25 protein-coding genes are annotated in these 23,250 nt (G+C 53.8%); 3 read left to right on the top strand and 22 right to left on the bottom strand.

All coding sequences use genetic code 11. The features are described 5' to 3' along the window. The 4 genes from AC0JZ1_RS02630 to AC0JZ1_RS02615 all read right to left on the bottom strand — a co-directional run. Positions 1 to 906, bottom strand: a 906-nt coding sequence (locus AC0JZ1_RS02630; protein ID WP_471880886.1) for a hypothetical protein, incomplete at its 3' end; no start/stop codon positions are given. Between the two features lie 135 nt (positions 907 to 1,041). Further along, positions 1,042 to 2,991 carry an FHIPEP family type III secretion protein gene (locus AC0JZ1_RS02625; protein ID WP_471880885.1) on the bottom strand — a complete coding sequence of 650 codons (1,950 nt, stop codon included), beginning with the start codon at positions 2,989 to 2,991 and terminating at the stop codon, positions 1,042 to 1,044. Beyond that, a complete protein-coding gene (locus tag AC0JZ1_RS02620; RefSeq protein ID WP_471880884.1) occupies positions 2,991 to 3,983 on the bottom strand; it encodes a SctD/MshK family protein in 993 nt (330 codons plus the stop codon). The genes AC0JZ1_RS02625 and AC0JZ1_RS02620 overlap by 1 nt, the downstream gene beginning before the upstream one ends. A 96-nt stretch (positions 3,984 to 4,079) precedes the next feature. Continuing rightward, entirely contained in the window at positions 4,080 to 4,259 is a 180-nt protein-coding gene (locus tag AC0JZ1_RS02615; protein ID WP_471880883.1) for a hypothetical protein, read from the bottom strand. 507 nt (positions 4,260 to 4,766) lie between these two features. On the opposite strand from AC0JZ1_RS02615, the gene AC0JZ1_RS02610 reads away from it, so the two are divergent. Further along, the gene (locus AC0JZ1_RS02610; protein ID WP_471880882.1) at positions 4,767 to 5,312 is read left to right on the top strand and encodes a hypothetical protein; all 546 of its coding nucleotides are present in this window, start codon (positions 4,767 to 4,769) and stop codon (positions 5,310 to 5,312) included. 56 nt (positions 5,313 to 5,368) lie between these two features. Further along, positions 5,369 to 5,788: a hypothetical protein gene (locus AC0JZ1_RS02605; protein WP_471880881.1), complete on the top strand. Its 420-nt coding sequence runs from the start codon at positions 5,369 to 5,371 to the stop codon at positions 5,786 to 5,788. Positions 5,789 to 5,877: 89 nt separating this feature from the next. Here AC0JZ1_RS02605 and AC0JZ1_RS02600 read toward each other — a convergent pair whose 3' ends face one another. The 11 genes from AC0JZ1_RS02600 to AC0JZ1_RS02550 all read right to left on the bottom strand — a co-directional run bounded on the left by AC0JZ1_RS02600 (position 5,878) and on the right by AC0JZ1_RS02550 (position 13,473). Continuing rightward, on the bottom strand, positions 5,878 to 6,654 hold the full coding sequence (locus AC0JZ1_RS02600) for an EscU/YscU/HrcU family type III secretion system export apparatus switch protein (protein WP_471880880.1): 777 nt from the start codon (positions 6,652 to 6,654) through the stop codon (positions 5,878 to 5,880). Further along, complete coding sequence (locus tag AC0JZ1_RS02595; protein WP_471880879.1) at positions 6,641 to 7,453, bottom strand: EscT/YscT/HrcT family type III secretion system export apparatus protein; 813 nt, start codon at positions 7,451 to 7,453, stop codon at positions 6,641 to 6,643. The genes AC0JZ1_RS02600 and AC0JZ1_RS02595 overlap by 14 nt, the downstream gene beginning before the upstream one ends. Positions 7,454 to 7,455: 2 nt before the next feature. Then, on the bottom strand, positions 7,456 to 7,725 hold the full coding sequence (locus AC0JZ1_RS02590) for a flagellar biosynthetic protein FliQ (RefSeq protein WP_471880878.1): 270 nt from the start codon (positions 7,723 to 7,725) through the stop codon (positions 7,456 to 7,458). Positions 7,726 to 7,794: 69 nt separating this feature from the next. Next, complete coding sequence (sctR, locus tag AC0JZ1_RS02585; RefSeq protein ID WP_471880877.1) at positions 7,795 to 8,445, bottom strand: type III secretion system export apparatus subunit SctR; 651 nt, start codon at positions 8,443 to 8,445, stop codon at positions 7,795 to 7,797. Next, the gene (locus AC0JZ1_RS02580) at positions 8,442 to 9,467 is read right to left on the bottom strand and encodes a FliM/FliN family flagellar motor switch protein (protein WP_471880876.1); all 1,026 of its coding nucleotides are present in this window, start codon (positions 9,465 to 9,467) and stop codon (positions 8,442 to 8,444) included. The genes sctR and AC0JZ1_RS02580 overlap by 4 nt, the downstream gene beginning before the upstream one ends. Next, positions 9,467 to 10,783, bottom strand: a complete 1,317-nt coding sequence (locus tag AC0JZ1_RS02575) for a FliI/YscN family ATPase (protein WP_471880875.1) — start codon at positions 10,781 to 10,783, stop codon at positions 9,467 to 9,469. The genes AC0JZ1_RS02580 and AC0JZ1_RS02575 overlap by 1 nt, the downstream gene beginning before the upstream one ends. After that, positions 10,776 to 11,324, bottom strand: coding sequence for a type III secretion system stator protein SctL (gene sctL / locus AC0JZ1_RS02570; RefSeq protein WP_471880874.1), 549 nt, complete (start codon positions 11,322 to 11,324; stop codon positions 10,776 to 10,778). The genes AC0JZ1_RS02575 and sctL overlap by 8 nt, the downstream gene beginning before the upstream one ends. Continuing rightward, positions 11,321 to 11,950 (bottom strand): hypothetical protein, encoded by a 630-nt coding sequence (locus AC0JZ1_RS02565; RefSeq protein WP_471880873.1) that lies wholly within the window; start codon positions 11,948 to 11,950, stop codon positions 11,321 to 11,323. Before AC0JZ1_RS02565 ends, sctL begins: the two co-directional genes overlap by 4 nt. A 1-nt stretch (position 11,951) precedes the next feature. Continuing rightward, positions 11,952 to 12,704: a type III secretion system inner membrane ring lipoprotein SctJ gene (gene sctJ, locus AC0JZ1_RS02560; protein ID WP_471880872.1), complete on the bottom strand. Its 753-nt coding sequence runs from the start codon at positions 12,702 to 12,704 to the stop codon at positions 11,952 to 11,954. 9 nt (positions 12,705 to 12,713) lie between these two features. After that, complete coding sequence (locus tag AC0JZ1_RS02555) at positions 12,714 to 13,202, bottom strand: hypothetical protein (protein WP_471880871.1); 489 nt, start codon at positions 13,200 to 13,202, stop codon at positions 12,714 to 12,716. 43 nt (positions 13,203 to 13,245) lie between these two features. After that, the gene (locus AC0JZ1_RS02550) at positions 13,246 to 13,473 is read right to left on the bottom strand and encodes a hypothetical protein (RefSeq protein ID WP_471880870.1); all 228 of its coding nucleotides are present in this window, start codon (positions 13,471 to 13,473) and stop codon (positions 13,246 to 13,248) included. Positions 13,474 to 13,765: 292 nt separating this feature from the next. Here AC0JZ1_RS02550 and AC0JZ1_RS02545 point away from each other — a divergent pair, with 292 nt between their 5' ends. After that, on the top strand, positions 13,766 to 14,746 hold the full coding sequence (locus AC0JZ1_RS02545; RefSeq protein ID WP_471880869.1) for an AraC family transcriptional regulator: 981 nt from the start codon (positions 13,766 to 13,768) through the stop codon (positions 14,744 to 14,746). A gap of 4 nt (positions 14,747 to 14,750) precedes the next feature. On the opposite strand, the gene AC0JZ1_RS02540 is transcribed toward AC0JZ1_RS02545, so the two are convergent. The 7 genes from AC0JZ1_RS02540 to AC0JZ1_RS02510 form a co-directional block, all read right to left on the bottom strand. Next, entirely contained in the window at positions 14,751 to 15,869 is a 1,119-nt protein-coding gene (locus tag AC0JZ1_RS02540; protein WP_471880868.1) for an anhydro-N-acetylmuramic acid kinase, read from the bottom strand. Positions 15,870 to 15,977: 108 nt separating this feature from the next. Further along, positions 15,978 to 17,411 carry an NAD(P)(+) transhydrogenase (Re/Si-specific) subunit beta gene (locus tag AC0JZ1_RS02535; RefSeq protein ID WP_471880867.1) on the bottom strand — a complete coding sequence of 478 codons (1,434 nt, stop codon included), beginning with the start codon at positions 17,409 to 17,411 and terminating at the stop codon, positions 15,978 to 15,980. 16 nt (positions 17,412 to 17,427) lie between these two features. Further along, on the bottom strand, positions 17,428 to 19,002 hold the full coding sequence (locus AC0JZ1_RS02530) for a Re/Si-specific NAD(P)(+) transhydrogenase subunit alpha (protein WP_471880866.1): 1,575 nt from the start codon (positions 19,000 to 19,002) through the stop codon (positions 17,428 to 17,430). Between the two features lie 221 nt (positions 19,003 to 19,223). Beyond that, positions 19,224 to 20,135: an ROK family protein gene (locus tag AC0JZ1_RS02525; RefSeq protein WP_471880865.1), complete on the bottom strand. Its 912-nt coding sequence runs from the start codon at positions 20,133 to 20,135 to the stop codon at positions 19,224 to 19,226. Next, positions 20,132 to 21,310 (bottom strand): N-acetylglucosamine-6-phosphate deacetylase, encoded by a 1,179-nt coding sequence (nagA, locus tag AC0JZ1_RS02520; protein ID WP_471880864.1) that lies wholly within the window; start codon positions 21,308 to 21,310, stop codon positions 20,132 to 20,134. Before nagA ends, AC0JZ1_RS02525 begins: the two co-directional genes overlap by 4 nt. Next, positions 21,307 to 22,329: an SIS domain-containing protein gene (locus tag AC0JZ1_RS02515; RefSeq protein ID WP_471880863.1), complete on the bottom strand. Its 1,023-nt coding sequence runs from the start codon at positions 22,327 to 22,329 to the stop codon at positions 21,307 to 21,309. The genes nagA and AC0JZ1_RS02515 overlap by 4 nt, the downstream gene beginning before the upstream one ends. A gap of 25 nt (positions 22,330 to 22,354) precedes the next feature. Beyond that, positions 22,355 to 23,104 (bottom strand): GntR family transcriptional regulator, encoded by a 750-nt coding sequence (locus AC0JZ1_RS02510; protein ID WP_471880862.1) that lies wholly within the window; start codon positions 23,102 to 23,104, stop codon positions 22,355 to 22,357. Between the last annotated feature and the right edge of the window lie 146 nt (positions 23,105 to 23,250).

Genomic DNA, 23,250 nt, shown 5'->3' with positions numbered 1-23,250 from the left:
ACCGGCAGAAGCGGCGCCTGCAGCGGCAGAAGCATCACCACGGCCTGCGGATGCAGCGCTTGAAGCCGAAGACGAGCCCTGTCCGCCCTGACCGGCAGAAGCAGCGCCTGCAGCAGCAGAAGCATCGCCCTGGCCTGCGGATGCAGCACTTGAAGCCGAAGACGAGCCCTGACCGCCCTGACCGGCAGAAGCGGCACCTGCAGCGGCAGAAGCATCACCACGGCCTGCGGATGCAGCGCTCGATGCCGAAGACGAGCCCTGACCGCCCTGACCGGCAGAAGCGGCACCTGCAGCGGCAGAAGCATCGCCCTGGCCTGCGGATGCAGCGCTCGATGCCGAAGACGAGCCCTGACCGCCCTGACCGGCAGAAGCTGCACCTGCAGCGGCAGAGGCATCACCCCGGCCTGCGGATGCAGCGCTCGATGCCGAAGACGAGCCCTGTCCCCCCTGACCGGCAGAAGTAGCGCCCTGATCCGCACCACATCTCTGGCCGCTGGCGGAATGCTCGCCCTTTGCTGCACCGGTTTGCGAGGCACCGGCAGTGGAAGAAGTGCTTGAAGCCTCAGTGCCAGAACCTGCCTGTCCTGCTGCTGAAGACGAGCTGGATGCTCCGCCGCCGTAACCTTGCTGCTGCTGAATTCCCGCGACCATCTGGCTTAGCGATGCGACCTGCTGTTGCAATGTGCCGAACATATCGTTCTTGCCTGACATACCGCCAGCGCCAGCAGTGCTGGACTTCAGATAGCGAGAGTCGAGTGCGCCAGAACTGAAGCTGCTGCCAAAAGGCGAACCCTTGCGGCCACCCTGATCCATTGCGTAGCTGGAAGTAGAGGCGTTACTAGCGCCAAGATCAAGGTTCATCGAGAAACTGCTGCTCGATGCGGTCGATATACCCAATGTACTCATAAAATTCCCCTATTCATAACTAAGTGAAAGACTGACGTTTCAGGTGCATGTGCGGGCTTTGTTGGGATGCGGTGCTCTTCCTCATGAAGGCCCCGACCAAGAACGCATATGCTTTGATCCGATTTGGTGCTGGCTTCATGCTGCAGTGCTTGTCGGAACGCCCTCCTCTCGTTCGTCTTCCTCAGTCACATCCAAAGAGGAGAGAATCTCGCAGGAAAGGTCTGCCGGAATATCCTCGGATGAAATCAGCGGAATGTTGATATTTTGCCGGGTGAGGTAGTTCTGGGTGGCCACCCGCATCGAACTTTCGACGAGGCCAACAGGATCGATGTTATTGCGGACAAGATAGTCGATCTGCTCACTCAATAGCTTTGAGAGCGATTCCAACGTCAAACCTGCAATGGCACGTGCCTCGGCTGTATCGCCGTATCGATAAGCTTCGATTGCTTCCTCCCAGGATGCGCCGAAATTGATGAGGCTCAGCACACCACGAGCGTCCAGCATTCCGTAGGCAACCTGCTCGCCAAGTGCCTTGCGGCAAATCTCGGCCAGTGTTTCCGTATCATCATAGAGATGAGCGTTGGCCAAAAGCGCTTCGAGAACACCGCGCGGTTGTGATAGGGTCACGCCCGAGCTCAGGAGAGTGCGCATCACCTTGACCAAGGTCATCTGAGGCACATTTTCCTGTACTTGTGTCGCAAGACGGCCCAGGCGTGCCTCGAGGCTGGTGAGCCATTGAGCCACATCTTCCACACTAAAGGTTGGACCTACGTGGCGGCGAACAACACGGCATACAGCAACCGCAACCTCTTCGGGATCCATATCGGGTGAAGCCTCAATGACACCGGCAGGAACATTTTCCACCTGGATATGAATGATATCATCCGCGATACGAGCATCTGGATTGAAGGTTGGAAGTGTTACAGCAACGCCGAGAGAATGAGCGAGTGCACCGATGCGCGTTTCGATTTGAGCCGCGAAGTTAGCCTCATCCAACCTGTCCAAAGTAGCTTCGGATACTGTCGCGACGATCGGGTCGCCAAATTTGGTGCGGCTCAAAGGCTTGATTTCTGTTGGCACTGCATTGCGTGGCTCCATCCGCTTCTTCGTCTTGCTGGGACGCACGAGCAAATAAGCGCCACCTGCCAAAAGAAGACCGAGTGGCCACAGCACACCCCCAGGAAAACCAGGCACAAAACCCATAGCGAAGGTCATTGCACCAGCCACGCCAAGCGCACGGGCATCTCTTGAAAGTTGGCGTCCGATATCGCGGCCAAGACTCCCTGAGTCATCTGAAGAGACACGTGTCACGACCGTACCCGCCGCAATCGCCATCAGCATTGATGGGATCTGTGCAACAAGACCATCACCGATGGACAGAAGCGAATAAAGATGCACCGCTTCCGAGAAAGACATGCCGCGCTGGAACACGCCGATAGCCAGACCACCAATGAGGTTTACCGCAACGACGACCAACGAGGCGATTGCATCTCCCTTCACGAACCGGAGCGATCCGTCCATTGCGCCAAAGAACTGACTCTCCAACTCCAGCTGCTCACGCCGCTGCAAGGCCTTTTGTGGTGTAATGTGACCGTTGCGCAAATCGCTATCGATTGCCAGCTGTTTGCCCGGCATGGCATCGAGGGTGAAGCGCGCACCGACTTCTGCGATACGTTCAGCCCCTTTCGTAACAACGATGAACTGCACAAGTGCAACTATAAGGAAAACGACAAGACCCACCACGACATTGCCCGCAACTACAAACTTGCCGAACGCAATGATGATTTCGCCCGCATGTGCCTCTGCTAGAATGAGGCGCGTGGTGGAGATCGTGAGAGCCAACCGGAAAATGGTTCCGATTAGAATAATGGCCGGAAATGTTGATATATCCAGGGCTGTGCGCAGGTAAATCGTTGTGATGAGAACTATAAATGAAAACGCCAGATTGAAGCCGATGAGCGCATCAAGCAAGATTGGCGGCAAAGGCAGGATCATCATTGCGACGATCACGACGAAGAACACGGAAAAGAGTATTTCCGTACGTTTCAGAAGCATCTGTGTCAGGTTTGTGAGACTGGTGTTCATCAGCGGATCGCCTGGTCACGTGTTGCAAGATGCAGAACGACTGGGGTTGAAACCGGTGCAGTGGCAATCGTGTCTTCCTTGCCATCTCGGCTAACGACAATTCCTCCCGGCTGAATGGTTTCGACGCGCCATTTCTCTGAGAGTATGTCGCCTTCGCGGTAGCGCCGCCCGTCACTTCCAACGACGAACTTCACCGGCTCGATGGCAATTGACGCTATGAAACCATCTAGACCCGATGTCAGTCGGGTCATGTCTGTCAGGGGCAGCTCGCTGCGCTTCTCGAAGGCAGTCAGAATGCTGACTAGTTTTTGCTTCTCGCCAATAGTCAACGTTTCCTTTTCATCGCCGACAAGAAGTTGCCCCCCCTCTTGATCAAGTCGCACGTCAAGTCTCAGTGCCGACATGCGCAGGGCATCGCGGAGTTCTTTGATGAGAACGTTGGTCGGGGTGCGCAAAGTCCGCTGTTGGGAAGAAGGTGCTGCCACCGTTGCGGTGCTCGTCCCTTCCATCACAAAACCAGCTAACAAGGCTGCAGAACCTGCGAGCAGAAGTGCCGCGATTTTTTTTCGCTTGCTGCCGCGCTTTACAGGGACCTTGAAGCCACCTACTCGACAAATCGCACCGTCCAGGTGAAGCTCGTCGGAAGGCTTCAGCCGCAAAACAGCATCTTTCGCCAGCGCCTGACCATTCAGTGCCATGCCGTCTGTGAGGACGTGGATGACCACGGATGGCCCGCTAAGTTCGCTTTCCAGCGAAAGATTAAAGTAGGTCTTCGGCTCAAGTCCCAAAATAACGATGTCGCAAGCGGGATCGCCGCCGACTGCCTGGGTGCCAATGGAAAGTTCAACTTTGCCAGTTCTCTGTTGCCGTTGAATGGACAAGAAAGGCTGGGTTTCTGCTGCCGCCCTAAGCGGAAGCTGATTTTTCAAGTTGCTTAAGGGTGCAGACCGAACCTTCTCGGAAACTGCCGCGAACTGCTGTGTTAAATTCATGAAACAATCCGCCGAAATTTTGAGCTTCCGAGGACGCAACGACTCGCCCTCGGCAAGCTCAGAAAGTAAAACAAATAAAATATCAGTATAAATCGATCAGGCTGGGCTAATTTTCTTGATTGCGTTGAAGACACCGTTGATCCGCGTCACTTCCGTTGCGACACGCATGCTCTGTGCCGACGACTCTTCCTGAGCCTTCTTGTATTCTGCGATTGCACCGTCAACGCTGCCACTGCCACCAGAACCTGCCGATGGGCTTCCACCACTGCTAGCCATTTGAAACTCCTTAGTTGAAGTAGTTCGTTTGAACCACGCCCCAATACTGTTCAAAAAAAAGGTGACAGTAAATAAATTCTTGCTTCGCTTTACGGATAAAAGATTCACCTAGCGGACAATTGCCCGTTATTGAAGTAAATCCGAATATCCTTATTGTCCGATGTTCATCGGCGATTTCCCAATTGTGTTTGATTTTCCGAACCATCGACTTCAACTGAGACGATTGGTATGGGAGTCAAATGCCGTGGGCTTGGGTGTGGTCTCTTTGGTGCCCATCCAGTCCTGGCGGTTAGGCGCGCTCATCTGTATATGCTTTTGATGGCCGACCCACGAGAGACATATGCAGTAATTTCGATTTAAGAAAATTAGCACTCCTTCAATTATTCTTGAACGAACTTCGGCCTGCTCCCCTTTAACCTTAGTATAACAATAAAAAGACAGTTTAATTTATTTGTGCCATTGTTCAAATTGCATTATTCCTGGACGAACAGGGCCGAGGATCGAGCATTGTTATCACGTCAATTTTTTATCGCGGGCATTACGTTAGCGATATGCCTGAGTTCAGTCGTCGGCGCCCATTCCCGACAAATCCGCTATGAAGTCAAAAGCCAGCCATTAAGCCAGGTTATTGATGTTCTAGCGGACTTATCTGGCACACCGGCACAGAAACTTGGTGATATTCCTGGAAAAATCGAGAACTGGATCGCTGACGGAGACGGCTTGGCTGTCTTTCAGCAGTTGGCGCGGGATGCCAATCTGTTCCTTGCCTATGACGGATCGCGAGTCATCCTGGCTTCTCGCTCTGACACGAAAACGATGATCCTCCCGCTTGGCAACTACGATTGGCCAAGCGCTCAGGCCGTCGTAAAATCGCTTTATCCTATATTGCCAGATGATGCCCTTCGGTTCGACGCCAAGGCGGGTGTTCTCTCAGTCCGCGGTCCGGCCGCCTTCAATGATACCGTGGCTGCCATACTTTCGCGTCCTCAAAACACGACGGTCAAAGTGATACGCGGGGGGAACGTGCAAGATCTCGATCTGCAGAAGCGCTGATCTGCTTCAACCTTAAGCGCATCTTTCATAAACCCATTGCAAGAGGCGAGGTTGCCATGGAGTGTTTCGATAAAGACTATAAGATCCTACTAAAGATCAGGTCTATACGAGCAGAGAAGGCCGAACGTGAAATGGTGGAGGCAGATGCCCGCCGCCATGCAAGCCTCGCGACACTTGACCATGCAAATGCATTAGCTGTGGCCTCGCAGGAGAATGTTCGTATTGCGAGCGCCAAACGAAGGCAGTTTGCAAATCGACAAGTTAACGGAGCAGATCTCCAGGCGCTTCGTTCTGGTGAAATCATCGCGAAGGCAAGGCTGGAAGACTGCACAGTCGTGGTATCTCAGGCCAAGGTCGAGGTTGACAGGACAACGAGCGAGGCCGAGGCGGCCCGATCGGTATTTGCTAAGGCGCACCGTCTCGTTATCAAAACGGAGACGATCATTGATGAGCTTAAGACAGGCGAACTCGATTAAGCAACCCGCTTCAGAGAATTCAGGGTTTTAAGCTCGATCTGCTAAACAGGCCGCTGTTCTTGCTCGCAAGCGAGCCGTCCTAACAGCTATCAGTTACGAATTTCGGCTCCGATCTGACGCCGCGCTGAGCGAACTTCGGGATCTCCGTACATTTCTTTCTGTTCGCGTTTTGCTTCCGTCTTCGTCATGCGATTCTCATGGCGGAACAAGGCTCGCGAAATCTTTATATCCACCGCCGCTGTTACAATCAGAATGAGCGCGATGATGACCGCAAGAGAGTAAGTCATATAAGAGCCGACGATAAGCGCACACTGCTCGGTTCCGCAGAGCGGTGCCCAAAACAGTGAATTTAGAAAATAGAGAAGAACCGCTGCACCCACCAGGAACAGGACGATGCATTTGACAAGGCTTTTCAGCAATTCTGCAAGGCTACTAAGCGAGAGGATCCTTTTGAATCCTTGGACAGGATTGAATCGGGTAGCATCGAACCGCAGGTTTTTCATGGAGATGATAAGTCCTTGCGCATCTAGGATGCCCGAGAGCAAAACTGCCGCAACGCCGATAATGAGAAGCGGCGCCAGGAAGACGATCAGTTGCTGTCCAGCGGCGTAAATCACGCTTGAAAGATAAGCGCCCGGCATCTGCTCATGATGCACCGGCAGCAGGGTCAATGCAGGTTCGAAGAAAGCGGCAACGGATTGAAACACCCAAGTATATCCCCCGACCAAAATACCAGTAAGGATCAGCACCGAAACGGCCACAGGCAAATCTGCAGAATGGGGTACCTGCCCTTCCCTGCGTAAGCGCGCCAGCTTGATATCACTTGGGGGCAGCGATTTTTCTTCGGTGTCATCATCGCCGCTCATAAGAAACCTCCATCATTTGGCCGACTTGCTCGAAGCCTTTGGTCCAGGTTTCGTGAACGTAACTGCCTATGAAGGAAATGTAGATCAGTAGAATGCTGAAGACTGCCAGATTCTTAAAGACGGGAAGCGTGTCATTCAACGGCAACTGCCTTGCAGCACGTCCCATGTAACTGAATGATAGTTCTACCGCGAACGCAACCATCATGAACGGTGATGCCAAGACCGCGCCAGCTTTGAACAAAAGCACAAATATTTGCACAATTGCAGCCAACGGCTCATACCGAATTTCCGGCCAGGCAGTCAGCACCGGCCAGAAGGTATATGACGTGTAGAAGATCGAGAACAAATCCAGCAAGCCGCCGGCGCTGATAAACAGCATCAATGCGATGGATAGCAACAACTGCCCCATCGTGGTTGTCTCGAGTGCATTCACTTGATCGAATATGTTGGGTTGGCTCGCACCGCGGTAGAGATCTGTCAAATCTCCCGCAGCCTGAGCTGCCCAGAATGGAAGGCCCAAACCTGCACCAAGCAGCACGCCGAAGGCGAATTCCTTTAATGCAAGCACAGAAATGGTGGCATAACTCAGGGAGATGCCGCGCAACTCGGCATAAGTTGCCGCAACTACCGGTACGGAGATACCTATGGCCAAGCCTATACGCAAAATCCCGGTGATGTTGAAAAGCGTGAACACCGGAAACATGAGGATCACTCCAAGCGACCGGCTTCCGCCAAGCATAAGCGCCGTTGCCATCAACGTGCTGGGCTCAACACCGGCTGAAATGATCGTTGCTGCCATTGCTAACGAACCATTTCTGGGAAGTCGTTCATGATATGCTCTGAATATTCGACTAATGGAGAGACGAGCACATTGCCGAAGCCAATCAGCCCCGCAGATAACAGGATGATTTTCAGGATTTGCGAAATCGTTTGTTCTTGAATCTGTGTCGCAGCCTGGAAGATGGCAATCAGCAAGCCGATTACGGCTGCGCCAATCAGCAAAGGCCCTACAAGTGCGAAGGTGGCCATAGCCGAACCGTTGATCTCTGCCAACATCTGATCCGGCGTCATGGTGAAATACCTCTGTGGAGCAAACTACTTCTGCCAAGGCCGGTGCGTCTAGGACCTGTCATTTTTGCGCTAGTTCGCATAGGTCAGGATCAATCCTTCCAGCAAACGCCGCCAGCCATCAATCGCCACAAATAGGAGTAGCTTGACTGGGGTAGAAACGACTGTTGGAGACATCATCGACATTCCGAGCGCAACCAGAATTGCGGAAATTGCAAAGTCGATCATCAAGAACGGCAGATAGATCAAAAAGCCAATTTCAAAGGCGCGCGTGAGTTCCGAAACGAGGAATGCGGGTGAAAGAATAGTGAGATCGTCCTCGGCAAAGGCAATTAAATTACTGTTCGCCCAGATGCGTTTGGCTGCGTCGACGAAAAATTGCCGAATCTCGGGCTCGGAATATTTCATCATGAATTCTTTCATCGGGCCCGCCACGTTGGAAATGCCGGTCGGCATGGTCGCGATGCTGGAAAACTCGGAACTATGGATCAGATATTGCTGCCAAGTAGCCTGCACAACCGGATTCATGATGAACACGGTCAGTACGATTGCAATGACGAAAATGAGCAGGTTCGGCGGTGTTTGTTGAATGCCTATGGCGTTGCGAACGATAAGCAAAACAACGGAAATCTTGGTGAATGAGCTGGCGATTACCGCCATCAGAGGCACCATAGAGACGACGAAAAGCGCCGCTAGACTTTGCAGAAGGACTGGATCGTTCATGTGCGTGCATTCAGCGCTGTAATTCGAACGGCAGTCAGGCCTTCAACGGAAATAATTTCCCCGCGACCGATGACTGTGCCTTGAGCAACAATTTCGACTGCTGTGCGTGGCCGCTGTTCAAGTTGAAAAACATGGCCTACTTCCACCGCCTCCAACTGGGAAAGAGGCATTGTCACCCGCCCTGCATTAAAAACAACCTTGATGGGAATGTCTTCCACGGAACCCTGATGAGCCGGGCCGTCCTCCCGTGCGTCTTCGTTAAAATCATCCATCAGTTGCCTCATGGGTCCTGTGGGTTCTGTCAGCAGAGGCGCTTCCAGAATAAGTTGATGCTCGTTGCGTCTCAACGTTGCGACATAGCGCTCGCCTGTTACGGCATACCACTCGTCATCGCTTGCTGCGGCGATGACAATGCCATCGCCTACGCGTAAATTTAGAATTTGTGCTGCGGTGAGTGATGCCGTCCCGCAACGCAATGCAATATCCATTGGAAGTTCGGGAAGCGGTTCGCGCGGCAAGTCCGTTGCCCAAGACCAGAGCCTGTACACCTGCTGTCGACCGAACTCGCCACCTACTCCGAAATTCGTGCCCGCATATTCAATCTCAAATGCGAAATTTTCCGTGAAGATGCTCGATCCAAAGCGTTCTAGCGCGATGATGGAAATCGTTTGAGCTGTGAGATGCTCAAGCATATTCAGTAGGTCGTCAAACAAATATTCCAGAACGTTAATGCGTGCCTTGTCTGAAAGGCTATCAAGATCAATCCCAGGCTGCTTTTGCTGGCAAAGCAGATGAAGTACCCTTTGTTCAATAAGAAGCCGCGCAGTCTCATCTCCCGCTTGGAGACGAATAATGATTGCAGGCGAGGTATGCGGCGTTCGTTGGCCGGCTCGCAAAGGCCGAACCCGCATATGGCCCTCTGGAAGGTTAATCACATCCGGCTGCCTTGGCGCTAATGGCCGGTCCAGCGGCTGCGGTGGGCGATCGGAGGATAAAAGTGACTCTGCAAATTTGGAGTCCATCACGCAAGCTCCATGAGCGCCTGAACTGTTTCCTCATAGCTTCGTGTGCCGCCGCGTCCGTCGTATAGTAGGGAATTGATGGCATCGCGCTTGGCAACGGCTTCATCCACTTCGGGATCGTTACCGGGCTTGTACTCCCCCACCCTTATGAGCAATTCGACATCTGCATATGTAGACATCAATGAGCGAATGCGGTTTGCCGCATGGATATGGTCGTCCGTCACCACAGCATTCATGGTTCGGCTCTTGCTCTGCAATACATCTATCGCAGGATAACGGCCGCTCCGGGCGATGCGATCGGACAGAATGATGTGGCCATCAAGAAGCGAGCGGGTTTCTTCAGCAATAGGATCGTCGTTGTCGTTACCTTCTGAAAGAACCGAATAAAAGGATGTGATGGAACCTTGGGCGGCGTTGCCTGTTCTTTCAAAAATTTGCGGAAGTGCCGCAAAGACGGATGGTGGGAAGCCGCGACGAACCGGTGGCTCACCAGCAGCGAGACCTATTTCGCGCAGTGCGCGGGCAACGCGCGTCATGCTGTCGATAACGAGCAAAACCTTCTTTCCTTGATCGCGAAAATATTCGGCAATCGAGGTTGCCGTAAGTACGGCCTTATAGCGCTCAAGCGATGGGCGGTCAGAGGTTGATGATACCAACACCATGCGCGACTGTTGGTTGGCCGGCATGTTATGCTCAACGAATTCTGCAACTTCGCGGCCACGCTCACCAATGAGAGCGCAAACGGCAACGTCGAATGAGCCGGTCTCGAGGATGCGGGAAATCAGGGTGGATTTGCCTGCACCGGGCGGCCCGAATATGCCAATACGCTGCCCCTCACCGCATGTCAGCATCGTATCGAGTGCCGTTACCCCCGTTTCAAATGGCTGCTGAATGGGCCGGCGCGACAGAGGATCAACTGGCTGGCAATGGAGCGGCTGGAACCGGACCTCCTGCGAACCGACGGGAACGAACGGCTTTCTGATAACATTGCCATGTGCATCGATGATTGCGCCGATGAGGAAGTCTCCCACCATCAGCCCAGGCGGCTTGCCCGATGGAATGACTTCCGTGCGTAAGGAAAGACCCAGGGTTTCTCCGTGCAATGACAAGACAGCGGTATCATTTTCGATGCCGACAACCTCTGCCAGACCGATAACCCCCCGCCCCGGCTCGCGCAATTCGCAGAGTTCACCAATCCTGACTAGAGGCATTTCTGCCCGAACCACCAAGCCCGAAATACTGCGGATACGGCCAGCGAACCGGCGGGTCTCCGTATTATCAAGAATATTCTCGAGTTTGGTGAGGAGGTCAGCCACGGCGTATCGCCTCTATGAGATTAGCCAGTTGATCTGCCAGGCCGATTTGTTGCCTTTGACCGTCAGCCTCCAGAACTAGCTCGCCCGGCGCGATGTGGCTATCAGGCGCGATCCTGATGCGAATTTCCGACTGACGGAGCGATGACGAAACAAATTCCATCTCTTCTGGTGCAACCCGAACTGTAACCGAGGTGGCGGCTGCAGCTTGCGTCAACGCAGTCCGCACGATGCGGCGGACACGTTCATCGGCTGGCACATCGCCAAGAATGAGGGCGACGGAGCGAACTACGATCTTTACGATGCGCTCATCCAGATCCAGAAGCTTGGTTTCGACGCGCTGTATCTGCTCGGCGAGCTTTTCTTCCATTTCACGCAAAGCTTCGGCGCGACCTGCTTCATAACCCCGCTCTTGTGCGTCGCGCATGCTATCCTGGATGATGTCTTCCAAGTCCGCTGCGCGGCGATAAATATTCTGCAAAATATCCGATGCGTCTTGTAGCACATCCATTTCTTCGGAGGGTATCACACGGGACAAGGTCATCGTTTGCTATCCTCTTGGGCGACATCGGCGAGCGCTCTGCTAACCAGTGGCGCAGCCACTACGGTGACATCTCTGCGAAGGTTCGCTGTGGCCGTGAATTCCTGTAGAATGCGCCAGCGTGGATCTACTCCGGCATGCTCTGCCCACTGGCGAAGCAGAACCCATCCGTCGGGCTCGACCATGGCAAGGCAATCTTCCAATGTGCCAAGCGCAACACGTCGCCCAGGAACGAGAGCGGTATAGCTCAATGCGCGGAATACGGCCGGTTGACCAAAGGCGTTCACGATGGCTTCCAACTGTCGACGGTCCAACACCTCTCCGAAGGATGGCAGGTGAAAAGCAAGGCCTACACAGATGGCCGCCGCTCTCAAACTCGGGGCATCCAGCGTCAAAAAGGCCTGAACGGTCGAGCTGGACTTGGAAGGCTCGCCAAATGCCTCCACCAGTTCCCGGTAAAGCTTTCCGACGAGGCGAGCGCATCGTCGCATGTCCCTGAGTAAAACCGGATCAAGTCCGGCATATTCCGGGTGATTGCCGAGTTCCGCAGCACGCACGATGGAGACCATCGTTCGGCCTACCTGAACGACTTCCGGTATGTCTCGGCGAGCAGCGGAGCCAGTTCCCATGTCAGCTCTCTTTCCGTTGCGGAAGAACGAGGATCAAGGCGGCTCCTGCTGCCATGAGGGCCGCAACTGCAATTAACAACGAGGGGAAATTCAATTGCGGAAGTGATAACCAGGCATTGCCGGATGCCGTATTCGGAGCGGCAGACGAGGTTTCTTGTGCTGGCGGTTCAGCGGGCGAGCCAATGAGTGGCGAGGACACCACTGACACATCTTCGAAGGAAAGCCCGCGTATACTATTGACCACCAAGGCACGGCTCTTGTTTTCAATAGCAGCGACATCGGCATCGTCACGGTATTTGATCAAGATAGACGCACGGGATTGCTCTCGGACGAGGCCGCGACCGTTATCTTCAGGCAGCACCACATGCACGCGGGCCTCTGCCACACCATCCAAATCAGAAAGGGTCTGGGAGAGTTGCTGCTCAAGCGCGTAACTCAATCGAGCCTTTTGTTCAAAGGGTGTGACAACAAAGCCGGTGCCAGGAAAAACCTCGGCAATGGAGGGGTGCTGGTTACGTGGAAGTCCATTTTCGGACAGAAGCGCAAGCGCCCTGCTCTGCTCCGACGAATCTCCGACTATCGCGAAGCGACCATCTTCGGCCTTCTTGAAGGCTACCGAAATACCAGCTCTATCGAGCAGCATCTGAGCGTCCATCATGTCTTTCTGACTGAGGCCGCCAATTATTTCCTGGGAGCAGGATGCCAGTAACGTCAGCGACCCGACAAACAGAATACGTGAAATAAAAGAACGCATGTCACTACCTCACTGACCCTGAGTCAGACGTTTGAATGAAGACATTGCCGATTGGACAAGAGCGGAAACGAGCGCATAACTTGTCGATTCCTTCTGCGCATTTCGGTAATCTTCAATGGCGCTATCAAAATGTTTGCTTTCCGCGCTTCGGCTTTCCGCTACGGCTTCACGAATATCGACCAGCAGACCTTGAGAGTTTTGGTCTTGTCTCCCCATCAGGAAAGACGGCAGCTGGTCCAGCAGCGAACCAGTGTTGGAAGGTTTTTCGGTGCTCGTTAGCGTAAACGCGCCGCCCATATCTACCTTCCGGTTCACCGCCTCAGTAGGCACAATCTTTGTCGATGCGGGATCAATTGCTGACATGGTTGCGGGCGCTTGGGTCGCTGCCCCACCCTGCATTCGCGTCATCATCTCGTCCCTTATGCTGGCCAAGCCCACGTTGGGACCAGACTGTATCGCTATGGATGAAATTTCTTTTAGTAATATTGTTTCGCTCATGGCAGTCTACTCTATACAAAAAACTGCGCGTAAATACTTGGTTTTATTCGCTTCCTTCGTCAGTAGCATCCTTCACCGGATCGAAGATCTGCTTAAAAAGCTTCTGATTGTCGAAGTAGGACTTGGCGAGCAGGGATGCAAACTCACCGTCTGGATTAACCTTTTCGGTCGATGATCCGCTGTTGCCTGCAGGCGTTTCACCGCCTTCATGTGTAGTCGCCGCCGGAGCGGTGGATGGCATGCTTGAACTCACTCCACTGACACTCATCACGAAATCTCCAACAGTGTGCTTATGTCATTTTGATACTTGAGTAACTGAGGCGTTGTCAATTTGTTAATGTTACTACATAGTTAATTCCGTAGTATATCTCTCTTATTATATTTTACTAAACCACGATGTCTCTGCTATAGATAGTATTTTAGAATGTTATTATACTGAAGATAAACCTATTTGTTAAAATTTTATACTTTGCATCAGCGCTTCATACAAATAACGCGGCTAAGGTAAAGCGAGTAACGAACCTTGGTCGTTGCGGAGGGAATCACGGCAAAAGGAAATTCTCGTGCTGAACGATCACCACGATGCGCTTGACTTCCAGACATTCTCAGAACGTGGCACTGATCGGTTGAGGTTGAGCCAATGCCTGCAGACGACTGGTTACGAGGTTGAGGCACAAGCACAAACCGGTGAATTTGCATTTGATATAAAATGCGTTCGGGTCCCTTCCCTTTCGATTACCAAGTACCGGACCGAGGGAGAACTCAGATGTCTCATCAACGACGTTCGAAATCGCCTTCTCATTGTCATACCGATAGAAGGCGGTGCGCTATTTAAGGTTCGAGATCAGGAAATTGTCGCCGGTCCGCAGACTATTGTTATAACCCCCTCGCGGGTCCTATCGGGCATTGTTACTCACGCGGTGCGTGAACATGTCGTAGTAGAAGTTGTCTTTCCCGATATTCGTAAACGGCTCGCTGAAACGCTAGAACGGCCGATTCACGATCCTATTAATTTCCAGATTACGCTGCCCATGGATAGCAGCGCTGGGAGGGCACTGTCGCTTCTGGTGAAACTGCTGAGTGAAGGTCTTTTGGAAACCACGCAGTTGCAAAGCTCGCCGAGGGCTTACTCTAGCCTAACCGAAAGCCTGTATTATCTGCTCCTTGAGCAGGTTTGGCATAATTATAGCGATGCGATGGATCGGAATGGCCATGCTGCTGTGCCGAAGCATGTAGAACGTGCCATCGCCTACATGCGAGGTAACCTTGCCCAACCTCTGACGGTTGAAGATATTGCGGCTGCTGCAAATGTCAGCCCACGGACGCTCCAACAGAGCTTTAAACAGTATAAAGATTTAACGCCGATGGCCTATCTCAAAGAACTTCGTATGCAGGCCGTGCATCGTGAATTGGAATGGGCGCAACCGGGCGTATCCGTCAGCGAAGTAACCCGTCGATGGGGATTCACGCATCTTGGGCGCTTTGCAGCAGAGTATCGTGAGAGATTTGGCAAGGCACCGTCCGGCACTCTGCGTGGTTTGTAGCCGCTTAACTACCCGCCAACTGGCCCCCAGTCATTGGATAGGGTGCGCCGGTCGTGGTTGGAAAGCTGATTGGCAAATTCCGCAGAACACGCACGGCCAAAAAGGCAAAACATTCGGCTTCCACAGCATCGCCACGCCAACCAAGGGTTTCGGCGGGTTTTACCTGGATTTTCGCGCGCTCTGCCAACATTTGCATCAGGGTGGGATTGTGCCGCCCTCCCCCGCTCACATAGATCTGCGATGGCCTTTGCGGCAGAAGATCAAGGGCCTTCCCGACAGCAGCTGCGGTGAAGGCTGTCAAAGTGGCTGCGCCATCTTTCACATCCAACCCTTCAGCCATGCCTGATCCAAAAGAAAAGCGGTCAAGCGATTTTGGATAGGGAGCAGTGAAGTAGGGATGGTGCAAGAGATTCGCCAACCTCTCCTCGTCCACTTTCCCACTTGCAGCGATTGCGCCGTCGCGGTCCATCTCCCCCAGGCCATACTGCTTGATCCAGTCATTGATCGGCGCGTTAGCAGGGCCTGTATCAAATGCAACAAGCGCACCATTGCCATCGGTCCAGGTTACATTGCCCACGCCACCAAGATTGAGAACTGCAGACGAGCCATCTTTAGCTAGGTCTCCGAGCAAAGCAGCGTGATAGATGGCTGCCAGAGGCGCGCCTTGGCCGCCTGCTTGCACATCTCGGCTGCGAAAATCATAAGCCACCTTCGTTCCAAGAAGGTTCGCCATCAGTGCACCATCTCCAAGCTGGCGCGTCGCTCCTATCTTGCCTTCCTTCGGCGCACGATGGAGTACTGTTTGTCCGTGAAAGCCGACGATTGCGATGTCACGCATGGACAATCCCGCGTCTTGCACCAGTTCTTGAACAGCTATTGTCTGCGCACGCGTAAGGGCTGCCTCTGCCGTCGCAAATAGAGCCGGCTCCGGCCCCTCAAAGTTCCACAGCCGAGCCTGTGAGAGGGCTTCCTCCAGCATTTCGCGCACCGATGTATCGTAGGGATGCAGCGTGTAGCGTCCAAATTCTGCAATCCGCTCGCCATCTGTTTTCAAAAGGGCGACATCGATGTTTCCATCGAGAACGGTGCCAGTCATAAGACCCACCGACCAAACCGGTTGCATGGCCAACGCCTCCTTGGAATCACTGCATCAGTGTCTTAGCGCGTTTCAAGCGTTGGCACACGCTTGTTCAGAAACTCCAGCCCGGCAAGCGGGCTGGAGCAGTTTCAATCACTTGATCAAGGGCAGTAGCTCGTTAACGGACTTCTTCGCATCTCCATAGAACATGCGCGTGTTTTCCCTGAAGAAAAGCGGGTTTTCTATGCCGGAATAGCCTGTGCCCTGCCCACGCTTCGACACGAATACCTGCTTGGCCTTCCAAACTTCCAGCACTGGCATGCCAGCAATGGGCGAGTTCGGATCTTCCTGCGCTGCCGGATTCACAATGTCGTTCGATCCGATGATGATCACCACGTCCGTATTCGGGAAATCATCGTTGATTTCGTCCATTTCAAGAACGATGTCGTAAGGAACTTTTGCCTCCGCCAAGAGAACATTCATGTGGCCCGGCAGACGTCCGGCCACCGGGTGAATGGCGAAGCGAACGTCCTTGCCGCTGGCCCGCAGCTTGCGCGTGAGTTCAGAAACAGCCCCCTGAGCCTGCGCTACCGCCATGCCGTAGCCAGGCACGATAATGACGCTATCGGCATCATTAAGTGCATTGGCAACGCCATCGGCATCTATGGCAATCTGCTCGCCAGTAATTTCCATGGCAGGCCCTGTGGTGCCGCCAAAGCCGCCAAGAATGACGGAAATGAACGAACGGTTCATGGCCTTGCACATGATGTAAGACAAGATTGCGCCGGAGGAGCCGACCAAAGCGCCGACGACAATCAGCAGGTCATTCGATAGCGAGAAGCCGATGGCCGCAGCCGCCCAACCAGAATAACTGTTGAGCATGGAAACGACCACCGGCATGTCCGCACCGCCGATTCCCATGATCAGATGATAGCCGATGAAGAACGCAAGCAGTGTCATCAGAACCAGCGTCCACGCGCCAGAACCGTTGACATACATGAACAGCAGAATGAGCGAGAGAATAGCTGCGCTTGCATTTAAGATATGACCGCCTGGCAACTTTGTCGCCTTGCCATCCACCTTTCCTGCCAATTTGCCGAAGGCAACGACGGAGCCGGTAAAGGTGACAGCACCGATAAAGACACCAAGGAAGACTTCCACCTTCAGAATAACCTGTTCAACAGGCGTTTTGTGAGCAAGAATCGCCGCAAATCCATGAAGGGTGGCTCGGGTCGCTTCGTCCATCGCCAGAACGCGTCCCAACTCTATATGCGCATTGAAACCGATGAAGACGGCTGCAAGGCCGACGAGTGAGTGCATGGCTGCAACAAGTTGCGGCATCTCGGTCATTTGCACACGTTGTGCAACGACCCAACCAATTGCGCCACCGGCGGCGATCATCACCAGAGAGACGAACCAGTTGCCTGCACCTGGCCCATAAAGTGTGGCGAGTACGGCAAGCGCCATACCCACAATTCCGTACCAAACGGCGCGCTTTGCGCTTTCTTGTCCTGATAGGCCGCCGAGAGATTGAATAATCAACACTGCTGAAACAACGTAAGCCGCAGTTGTAAATCCGTATTCCATTGATCTTCCCCTCTCTTCAAGACTTCTGGAACATGGCCAGCATGCGCCGTGTGACCATGAACCCGCCGAAGATGTTGATACCCGCCATGAAAACGGAGAGGGCTGCCAGCAGGATCACGAGATAGCTACCGGAACCGATCTGCATCAGCGCACCGAGGATGATGATGGATGAGATGGCGTTGGTGATCGCCATCAATGGGGTATGCAAGGAATGCGAGACATTCCAGATAACTTGAAAGCCTACATAGCAAGACAGTACGAAGACAATGAAATGGCTCATAAAGCTGGCAGGTGCGTAAAGGCCCGCGAGCAGGATCAGCGCACCGCCAGCGGCTAGCAATCCAATCTGGTTACGCGTCTGCGCTTTGAAGGCGGCCAACTCCCGTGCCTTCTTTTCCTCAGGTGTTGGCTCTTTCACCTTTTCCTTCGGTTTGGCTGCGGCAATTGCCTGTATCTTTGGCGGTGGCGGGGGATAGGTGATGCCGCCTTCGAACGCGACCGTCGCACCACGGATCACATCATCTTCCATGTTGTGAACCAGAACACCATCTTTGGCAGGTGTCAGGTCCGTCATCATGTGACGAATGTTGGTGGAGTAAAGCGTGGAAGATTGTGCGGCCATGCGGCTTGGAAAATCGGTGTAGCCGATAATCGTCACGCCATTTGATGATACTACTTTTTGATCGGCCACCGTCAGATCGCAGTTGCCGCCGCGCTCTGCTGCGAGATCGACAATCACAGAGCCCGGCTTCATGGCTAAAACCATGTCTTCAAGCCATAGCTTTGGAGCATCGCGTCCCGGGATAAGGGCTGTACTGATGACAATGTCGATATCTGGTGCAAGCTCGCGAAACTTCTTCAGTTGCGCTTCGCGAAACTCCGGCGAAGATGGGGCCGCGTATCCACCTGTTGCCGCGCCATCCTGCTGTTGACCAGCGAAATCAAGGAAAACGAATTCAGCCCCCATGCTTTCGATTTGCTCCGCCACTTCTGGGCGAACGTCGAAAGCGTAGGTAATGGCTCCGAGCGAAACGCTGGTGCCGACTGCTGCCAAGCCCGCAACACCGGCGCCGATCACGAGAACCTTGGCTGGCGGAATTTTGCCCGCTGCGGTGACCTGCCCCGTGAAGAAGCGCCCGAAATTATTGCCCGCTTCGATGACGGCGCGATAGCCAGCGATATTGGCCATGGAAGAGAGCGCGTCCATTTTTTGAGCGCGTGAGATTCGCGGCACCATATCCATCGCGATGACATTCGCGCCGGTGGCACTGGCTTGATCCAGCAGATCTTTGTTCTGACCAGGATAGAAAAAGGAGATGAGGGTTTTGCCTTTGCTTAGGCGTGCGACTTCTGCCGGCTCCGGCGCGCGTACCTTGGCAATCACGTCAGCTTGCTCAAACAGCGCCGTCGCATCTTCCACGACAGTGACACCTGCAGCACGATAGGTCTCATCAGCGAAGCCTGCGGATTGACCAGCACCTGCTTCTATAAGGCAAGAATGTCCAAGCTTTTGAAGTTGAAGCGCACTGTCCGGCGTCATCGCGACCCGGTTTTCACCGGCATAGACTTCCTTCGGAGTTCCTATTCTCATTTCCACCCCCCACAACCCTGTCGAGGCTCTGGCCGTCGATATGCTATCGAAACGTCAAGCCTCGCTCCTGAATCTTGCTCCAGCTGCGCGCGAGTCAGCCATGGATGCATAAGCGTAATGGCTACACAGAGGGTGTGAGCTTGACCAGACTGTTAATTGCCGCAGCGGTACGCTGGAAACGGAAATCGTGACGACGCGCTAGGCTGCGGGTGTTGGGGTGCTTAGAGCAAAGTCCTGTTCAAACCTAGAACGGCAGCTCCAATCAGGCCAGGCTCTATCTGGCATTGCGCCTTTACCACCAACGGACGGTCGAATTTGCGCAGAATCTTTCGCCGCACGGCCACATCGATCTCGTCGATGAGACGTGCGGCATTAGACAATCCGCCACCAACCGGAATAACCGTGGTGCCGGTAATGTTGGCGACAAGTGCAAGCGGGCCCGTCAAAACATCAACATAAACGTCAATCGTATGCGCTGCCTCATCATTCCCGCTTTCCCATGCGGCGATGATTTCTTCACTGGATAAGGTCTGACTGTGCAGATGCTGGTGGAGTTTCTCCATGCCCCGCGCACTGCAAACTGCATCAATGCATCCTGCAAGGCCGCAGCCGCACTGAAAACGCGGAAGTTGCACAGGCGGATGTCCCGCTTGCGTTGCTGCTACAGGCCCATGGCCCCACTCTCCGGCAAAGCCGCCTTGCTGATTGATCAATTTCCCGTCAATCACCAGCCCGCCGCCAACACCGGTGCCAAGAATAACGCCGAAGGTAACGCGATGCCCACGCCCCGCGCCAATCCCGGCCTCTGCTAAAACAAAGCAATCGGCATCATTTGCAATAAGAACTGGCAGCCCAAGCTCATATTCAAGATCTGGCGCAAGCTTGCGTCCATGAATGCAAGGAACGTTGGCGACGACTGCTTGACCGTTGTCCGGATCGATTACGCCTGCAATGGAAATGGAAACACAGTCTGGCCTTTGCTCCGCTAAACTGATGACCGACTTTAAAATGCCAACGAAGGCTGAAAAATCGTGGATCGGTGTTGGCTGGCGCGGTACAGGACGAATGTCATCCTGTGAATATGCAAGCGCACCTTTGATCGCCGTTCCGCCGATATCGAAGCATACGATCATGAGGACACCAGGTCTGAAGCCGCGGCCGATCCGGCCACCATGTTTCCGCTGATCCAGGTGGAGTGCCAGCCTAGATTCATATCCAACAACACGAAATCCGCGTCGAAACCGGGCTTTAACTGCCCCTTTTTCTCTGCGCCAATTGCTTCTGCCGGATAGCGCGATGCCATGCGAAGAGCTTCTACCAATGGCAGGCCCAAGGATGTATGGGTGAAGCGAACGCAGGAAAGCATGTCGATATCGGCCCCAGCAAGGGTCCCATCCTCAAGCGTTAACCGTCCCCCGTTGCGGTAGATCGGACGGCCATTCAAGTTTAGCCCAGCATCGTCCGTGCCGATGGTAGACATGGCATCCGTGACGAGGAAGATACGCCCTGGGCCATTCTTGGCCCTCAGCGCGATATTCATGGTCGTCGGATCGACATGAAAGCCATCTGCGATGAGCCCGCAAGAAAAGCGGCCATCTTCAAGTGCAGCTCCAACCAGCCCCGGCTCCCGATTGCCGAGTTGGCTCATGGCATTGAAAAGATGCGTTACCATTGTTGCGCCTGCATCGGCATAGGCAACCGCAGATTTTCCACTCGCCTCTGTATGACCAAGACTGACTACATATCCCGCCGTGACAAGTTCCCGAACCTGCATCGGCGTGACATTTTCCGGTGCGATGGTTATGATCTGCTTGCCGAATTTGCCCGCTGCATTCTTTAGCGCAACCAGATCCTCCTCAGTCATTGGACGAATCTTTGCAGGATCGTGTGTGCCTTTGCGAGCAAGCGACAGATGCGGCCCCTCAAGATGAAGGCCGAGATAACCTGGAAGATCCAGCGATGATTGCGCCGCCGCGAGCGCTGCCGTGCGGACCTCCACACTATCGGAAATAAGAGTAATCATCAGGCTTGTGGTACCATAGCCTGCATGAGCGCGGCAGATAGTTTCGATTGCCGCACGATCCGGCTGATTGTTAAACAGCACACCGCCACCACCATTGACCTGAAGATCAACAAAACCGGGCGCAAGCAGGCAATCCCCCGCCTGTTTCACAATATATTGCTCCGGCACCTCGGCTTGCGGGACGATTTCACGAACCTCACCGTTGCGAACCAACACAGCGTGTTCCTGCCAAAGAACCTCGCCATCGAAAATACGCTGGCTGGCTAATGCAAATTGCTTGGTCATTGCGTCGTCGTTACCTTTTGAAGGGCTGCCGGTTTATCGGGGTTGAAGCCACGCTTACGCGAAAGTTCCTCAACCATTCCATAATAAGGAACAATGAGGCACAGCGCGTCTGTGAGGGCATTGCCGGTTTCGACGAAGGGCAGACGTTCTCTTGGTGTTGCTTTCTCGGATGTGACGTAGATTTTGGCGGCTTTCGCCTGCAATTTCGAAGATGTTTCTACAATCGAAGCTTCTGCTTTGTCGCGTGCGGCAAAAACGATGACCGGAAAGGCTTTACCCACGAGCGAGACAGGCCCATGAAGCACCTCCGCTGAGGAATATGCCTCGGCGTGCAGCTCGCAGGTTTCCTTGCATTTCAACGCCGCCTCGGAGGCAATCGCCAAAGCCGGGCCGCGGCCTAGCATGTACAGGGACTCTGCTGTCGCAAGAGGCTCTATCATAGCACTCCAGTCGAGCTTCAATGCTGCCTCAAGATGTCGCGGCAATTCCTGCACCGCGGCGTGCAGATGAGCATCCTGTTTCCACGCAGCCAGGACAGCCAAGCCTGCAATGATCGAATTGACGAAAGATTTGGTGGCTGCGACAGCCACCTCCTTTCCTGCATCGATATCAATTGCCATAGATGCTGCTTCGCTCAATGGAGAAGGCACGGTATTGGCAAGCGCAATCACACTTCCTTCCCCGGCGACAGCGGCTTTCGCCAGCGCGACGATGTCGGGGCTTGCTCCAGACTGAGAAACAGCAATCGCAGCGCCGCGAGCAAGCTTGAGTTGGCCTTGATAAATCGATGCAAGCGACGGGCCGAGCGAGGCAACCGGAATGCCCATTTCCAGCTCAATGGCATATTTGAGAAAGTGCGCGGCATGATCGGAAGATCCGCGCGCGATGGAAACGACAACCGCGGGATCACGCTTGCGCAACAAGTTGCCAGCCTCTTCAAATTCCACAACCTTCCGCTCAAGAAGATTCGCTGCGACATGAGGAATCTGATCGATCTCCTGTCTCATGATCGATGACATTATTTTTCCTTTCCGAAGATACGGCTCAGCTACCAACACTCAGTTCCGCAACGAGATCATAGGCGTCGCTTCGATAGAGGGCGGTCGAAACTTCCATGACGCGACCTGATTCCAGATAGGCGATGCGCTGAACGCGCAAGGCGGCGCTTCCTGGTGGCACACCAAGAAGTTCGGTCTCTCCTTCCTTCAAAAGGACAGCTGAGATGCGTTGGTTTGCACGAACCGGCTGGATGTTGATGGCAGCGAGAGCTTGATAGAGGGAGTTCTCCACCAGATTTGGATCTGGCAGAATATCATCTGGCAGGCTTGTGGTTTCCAGTGCGATAGGCATGTCGTTAGCGGTTCGAAGACGCAGCAACCGAGCTACACGGGCCTCTCCTGATAATCCCAGCGTCATGGTCTCCTCGGGAGTCGGGTGAAAAAGCCCGCGGGTCAACCATTTGGAACCAGCGTTCATACCGCGTCGCCGCATATCTTCCGAAAAAGAGGTCAAACGCGTGAGGGGCTGTTGCATGCGAGGCACCTGCTTGACCACAAAGGTGCCAGAGCCGCGCCTTCGGACCAGCAAACCTTGGTCGACAAGGCTATCGACTGCTTTGCGAACTGTAACGCGTGAAATGGCTGCAGCATCTGCAATGTCTCGTTCAGGCGGCAAGGCATCGCCATGCTTCAGCCGCCCCTCACTCATCGCCTGTTCAATTAACTTTTGCAAACGGACGTAAAGCGGGCCCCCTCCCATTTTCGGAAGTTGATCGAGAGGCAGAGCTTCATGCATCGCGCTGCACCTTTCCAAGACCCAAGTGTGACGAGGGAACAGGAGTTACCATCAACAACAGCGCGAAACAATACCAATTAAGTGCCAAAAAGATGTCATCTCCATCTTCAGCTCAATCGAGATGCTAACTTTCGGCGTTAGGCAAC

The sequence above is a fragment of the Affinirhizobium capsici genome (genome assembly GCF_977018625.1).
Note: the sequence above shows the minus strand (reverse complement) of the source record. Positions and strands in the feature narration are given on the sequence as shown.

Coding starts and splice junctions, on each gene's coding strand:
- AC0JZ1_RS02625 (WP_471880885.1), bottom strand. CDS start 2,991: ATGAACACCAGTCTCACAAACCTGACACAGATGCTTCTGAAACGTACG.
- AC0JZ1_RS02620 (WP_471880884.1), bottom strand. CDS start 3,983: ATGAATTTAACACAGCAGTTCGCGGCAGTTTCCGAGAAGGTTCGGTCT.
- AC0JZ1_RS02615 (WP_471880883.1), bottom strand. CDS start 4,259: ATGGCTAGCAGTGGTGGAAGCCCATCGGCAGGTTCTGGTGGCAGTGGC.
- AC0JZ1_RS02605 (WP_471880881.1), top strand. CDS start 5,369: ATGGAGTGTTTCGATAAAGACTATAAGATCCTACTAAAGATCAGGTCT.
- AC0JZ1_RS02600 (WP_471880880.1), bottom strand. CDS start 6,654: ATGAGCGGCGATGATGACACCGAAGAAAAATCGCTGCCCCCAAGTGAT.
- AC0JZ1_RS02595 (WP_471880879.1), bottom strand. CDS start 7,453: ATGGCAGCAACGATCATTTCAGCCGGTGTTGAGCCCAGCACGTTGATG.
- AC0JZ1_RS02590 (WP_471880878.1), bottom strand. CDS start 7,725: ATGACGCCGGATCAGATGTTGGCAGAGATCAACGGTTCGGCTATGGCC.
- sctR (WP_471880877.1), bottom strand. CDS start 8,445: ATGAACGATCCAGTCCTTCTGCAAAGTCTAGCGGCGCTTTTCGTCGTC.
- AC0JZ1_RS02580 (WP_471880876.1), bottom strand. CDS start 9,467: ATGGACTCCAAATTTGCAGAGTCACTTTTATCCTCCGATCGCCCACCG.
- sctL (WP_471880874.1), bottom strand. CDS start 11,324: ATGACCTTGTCCCGTGTGATACCCTCCGAAGAAATGGATGTGCTACAA.
- AC0JZ1_RS02565 (WP_471880873.1), bottom strand. CDS start 11,950: ATGGGAACTGGCTCCGCTGCTCGCCGAGACATACCGGAAGTCGTTCAG.
- sctJ (WP_471880872.1), bottom strand. CDS start 12,704: ATGCGTTCTTTTATTTCACGTATTCTGTTTGTCGGGTCGCTGACGTTA.
- AC0JZ1_RS02555 (WP_471880871.1), bottom strand. CDS start 13,202: ATGAGCGAAACAATATTACTAAAAGAAATTTCATCCATAGCGATACAG.
- AC0JZ1_RS02540 (WP_471880868.1), bottom strand. CDS start 15,869: ATGCAACCGGTTTGGTCGGTGGGTCTTATGACTGGCACCGTTCTCGAT.
- AC0JZ1_RS02535 (WP_471880867.1), bottom strand. CDS start 17,411: ATGGAATACGGATTTACAACTGCGGCTTACGTTGTTTCAGCAGTGTTG.
- AC0JZ1_RS02530 (WP_471880866.1), bottom strand. CDS start 19,002: ATGAGAATAGGAACTCCGAAGGAAGTCTATGCCGGTGAAAACCGGGTC.
- AC0JZ1_RS02525 (WP_471880865.1), bottom strand. CDS start 20,135: ATGATCGTATGCTTCGATATCGGCGGAACGGCGATCAAAGGTGCGCTT.
- nagA (WP_471880864.1), bottom strand. CDS start 21,310: ATGACCAAGCAATTTGCATTAGCCAGCCAGCGTATTTTCGATGGCGAG.
- AC0JZ1_RS02515 (WP_471880863.1), bottom strand. CDS start 22,329: ATGTCATCGATCATGAGACAGGAGATCGATCAGATTCCTCATGTCGCA.
- AC0JZ1_RS02510 (WP_471880862.1), bottom strand. CDS start 23,104: ATGCATGAAGCTCTGCCTCTCGATCAACTTCCGAAAATGGGAGGGGGC.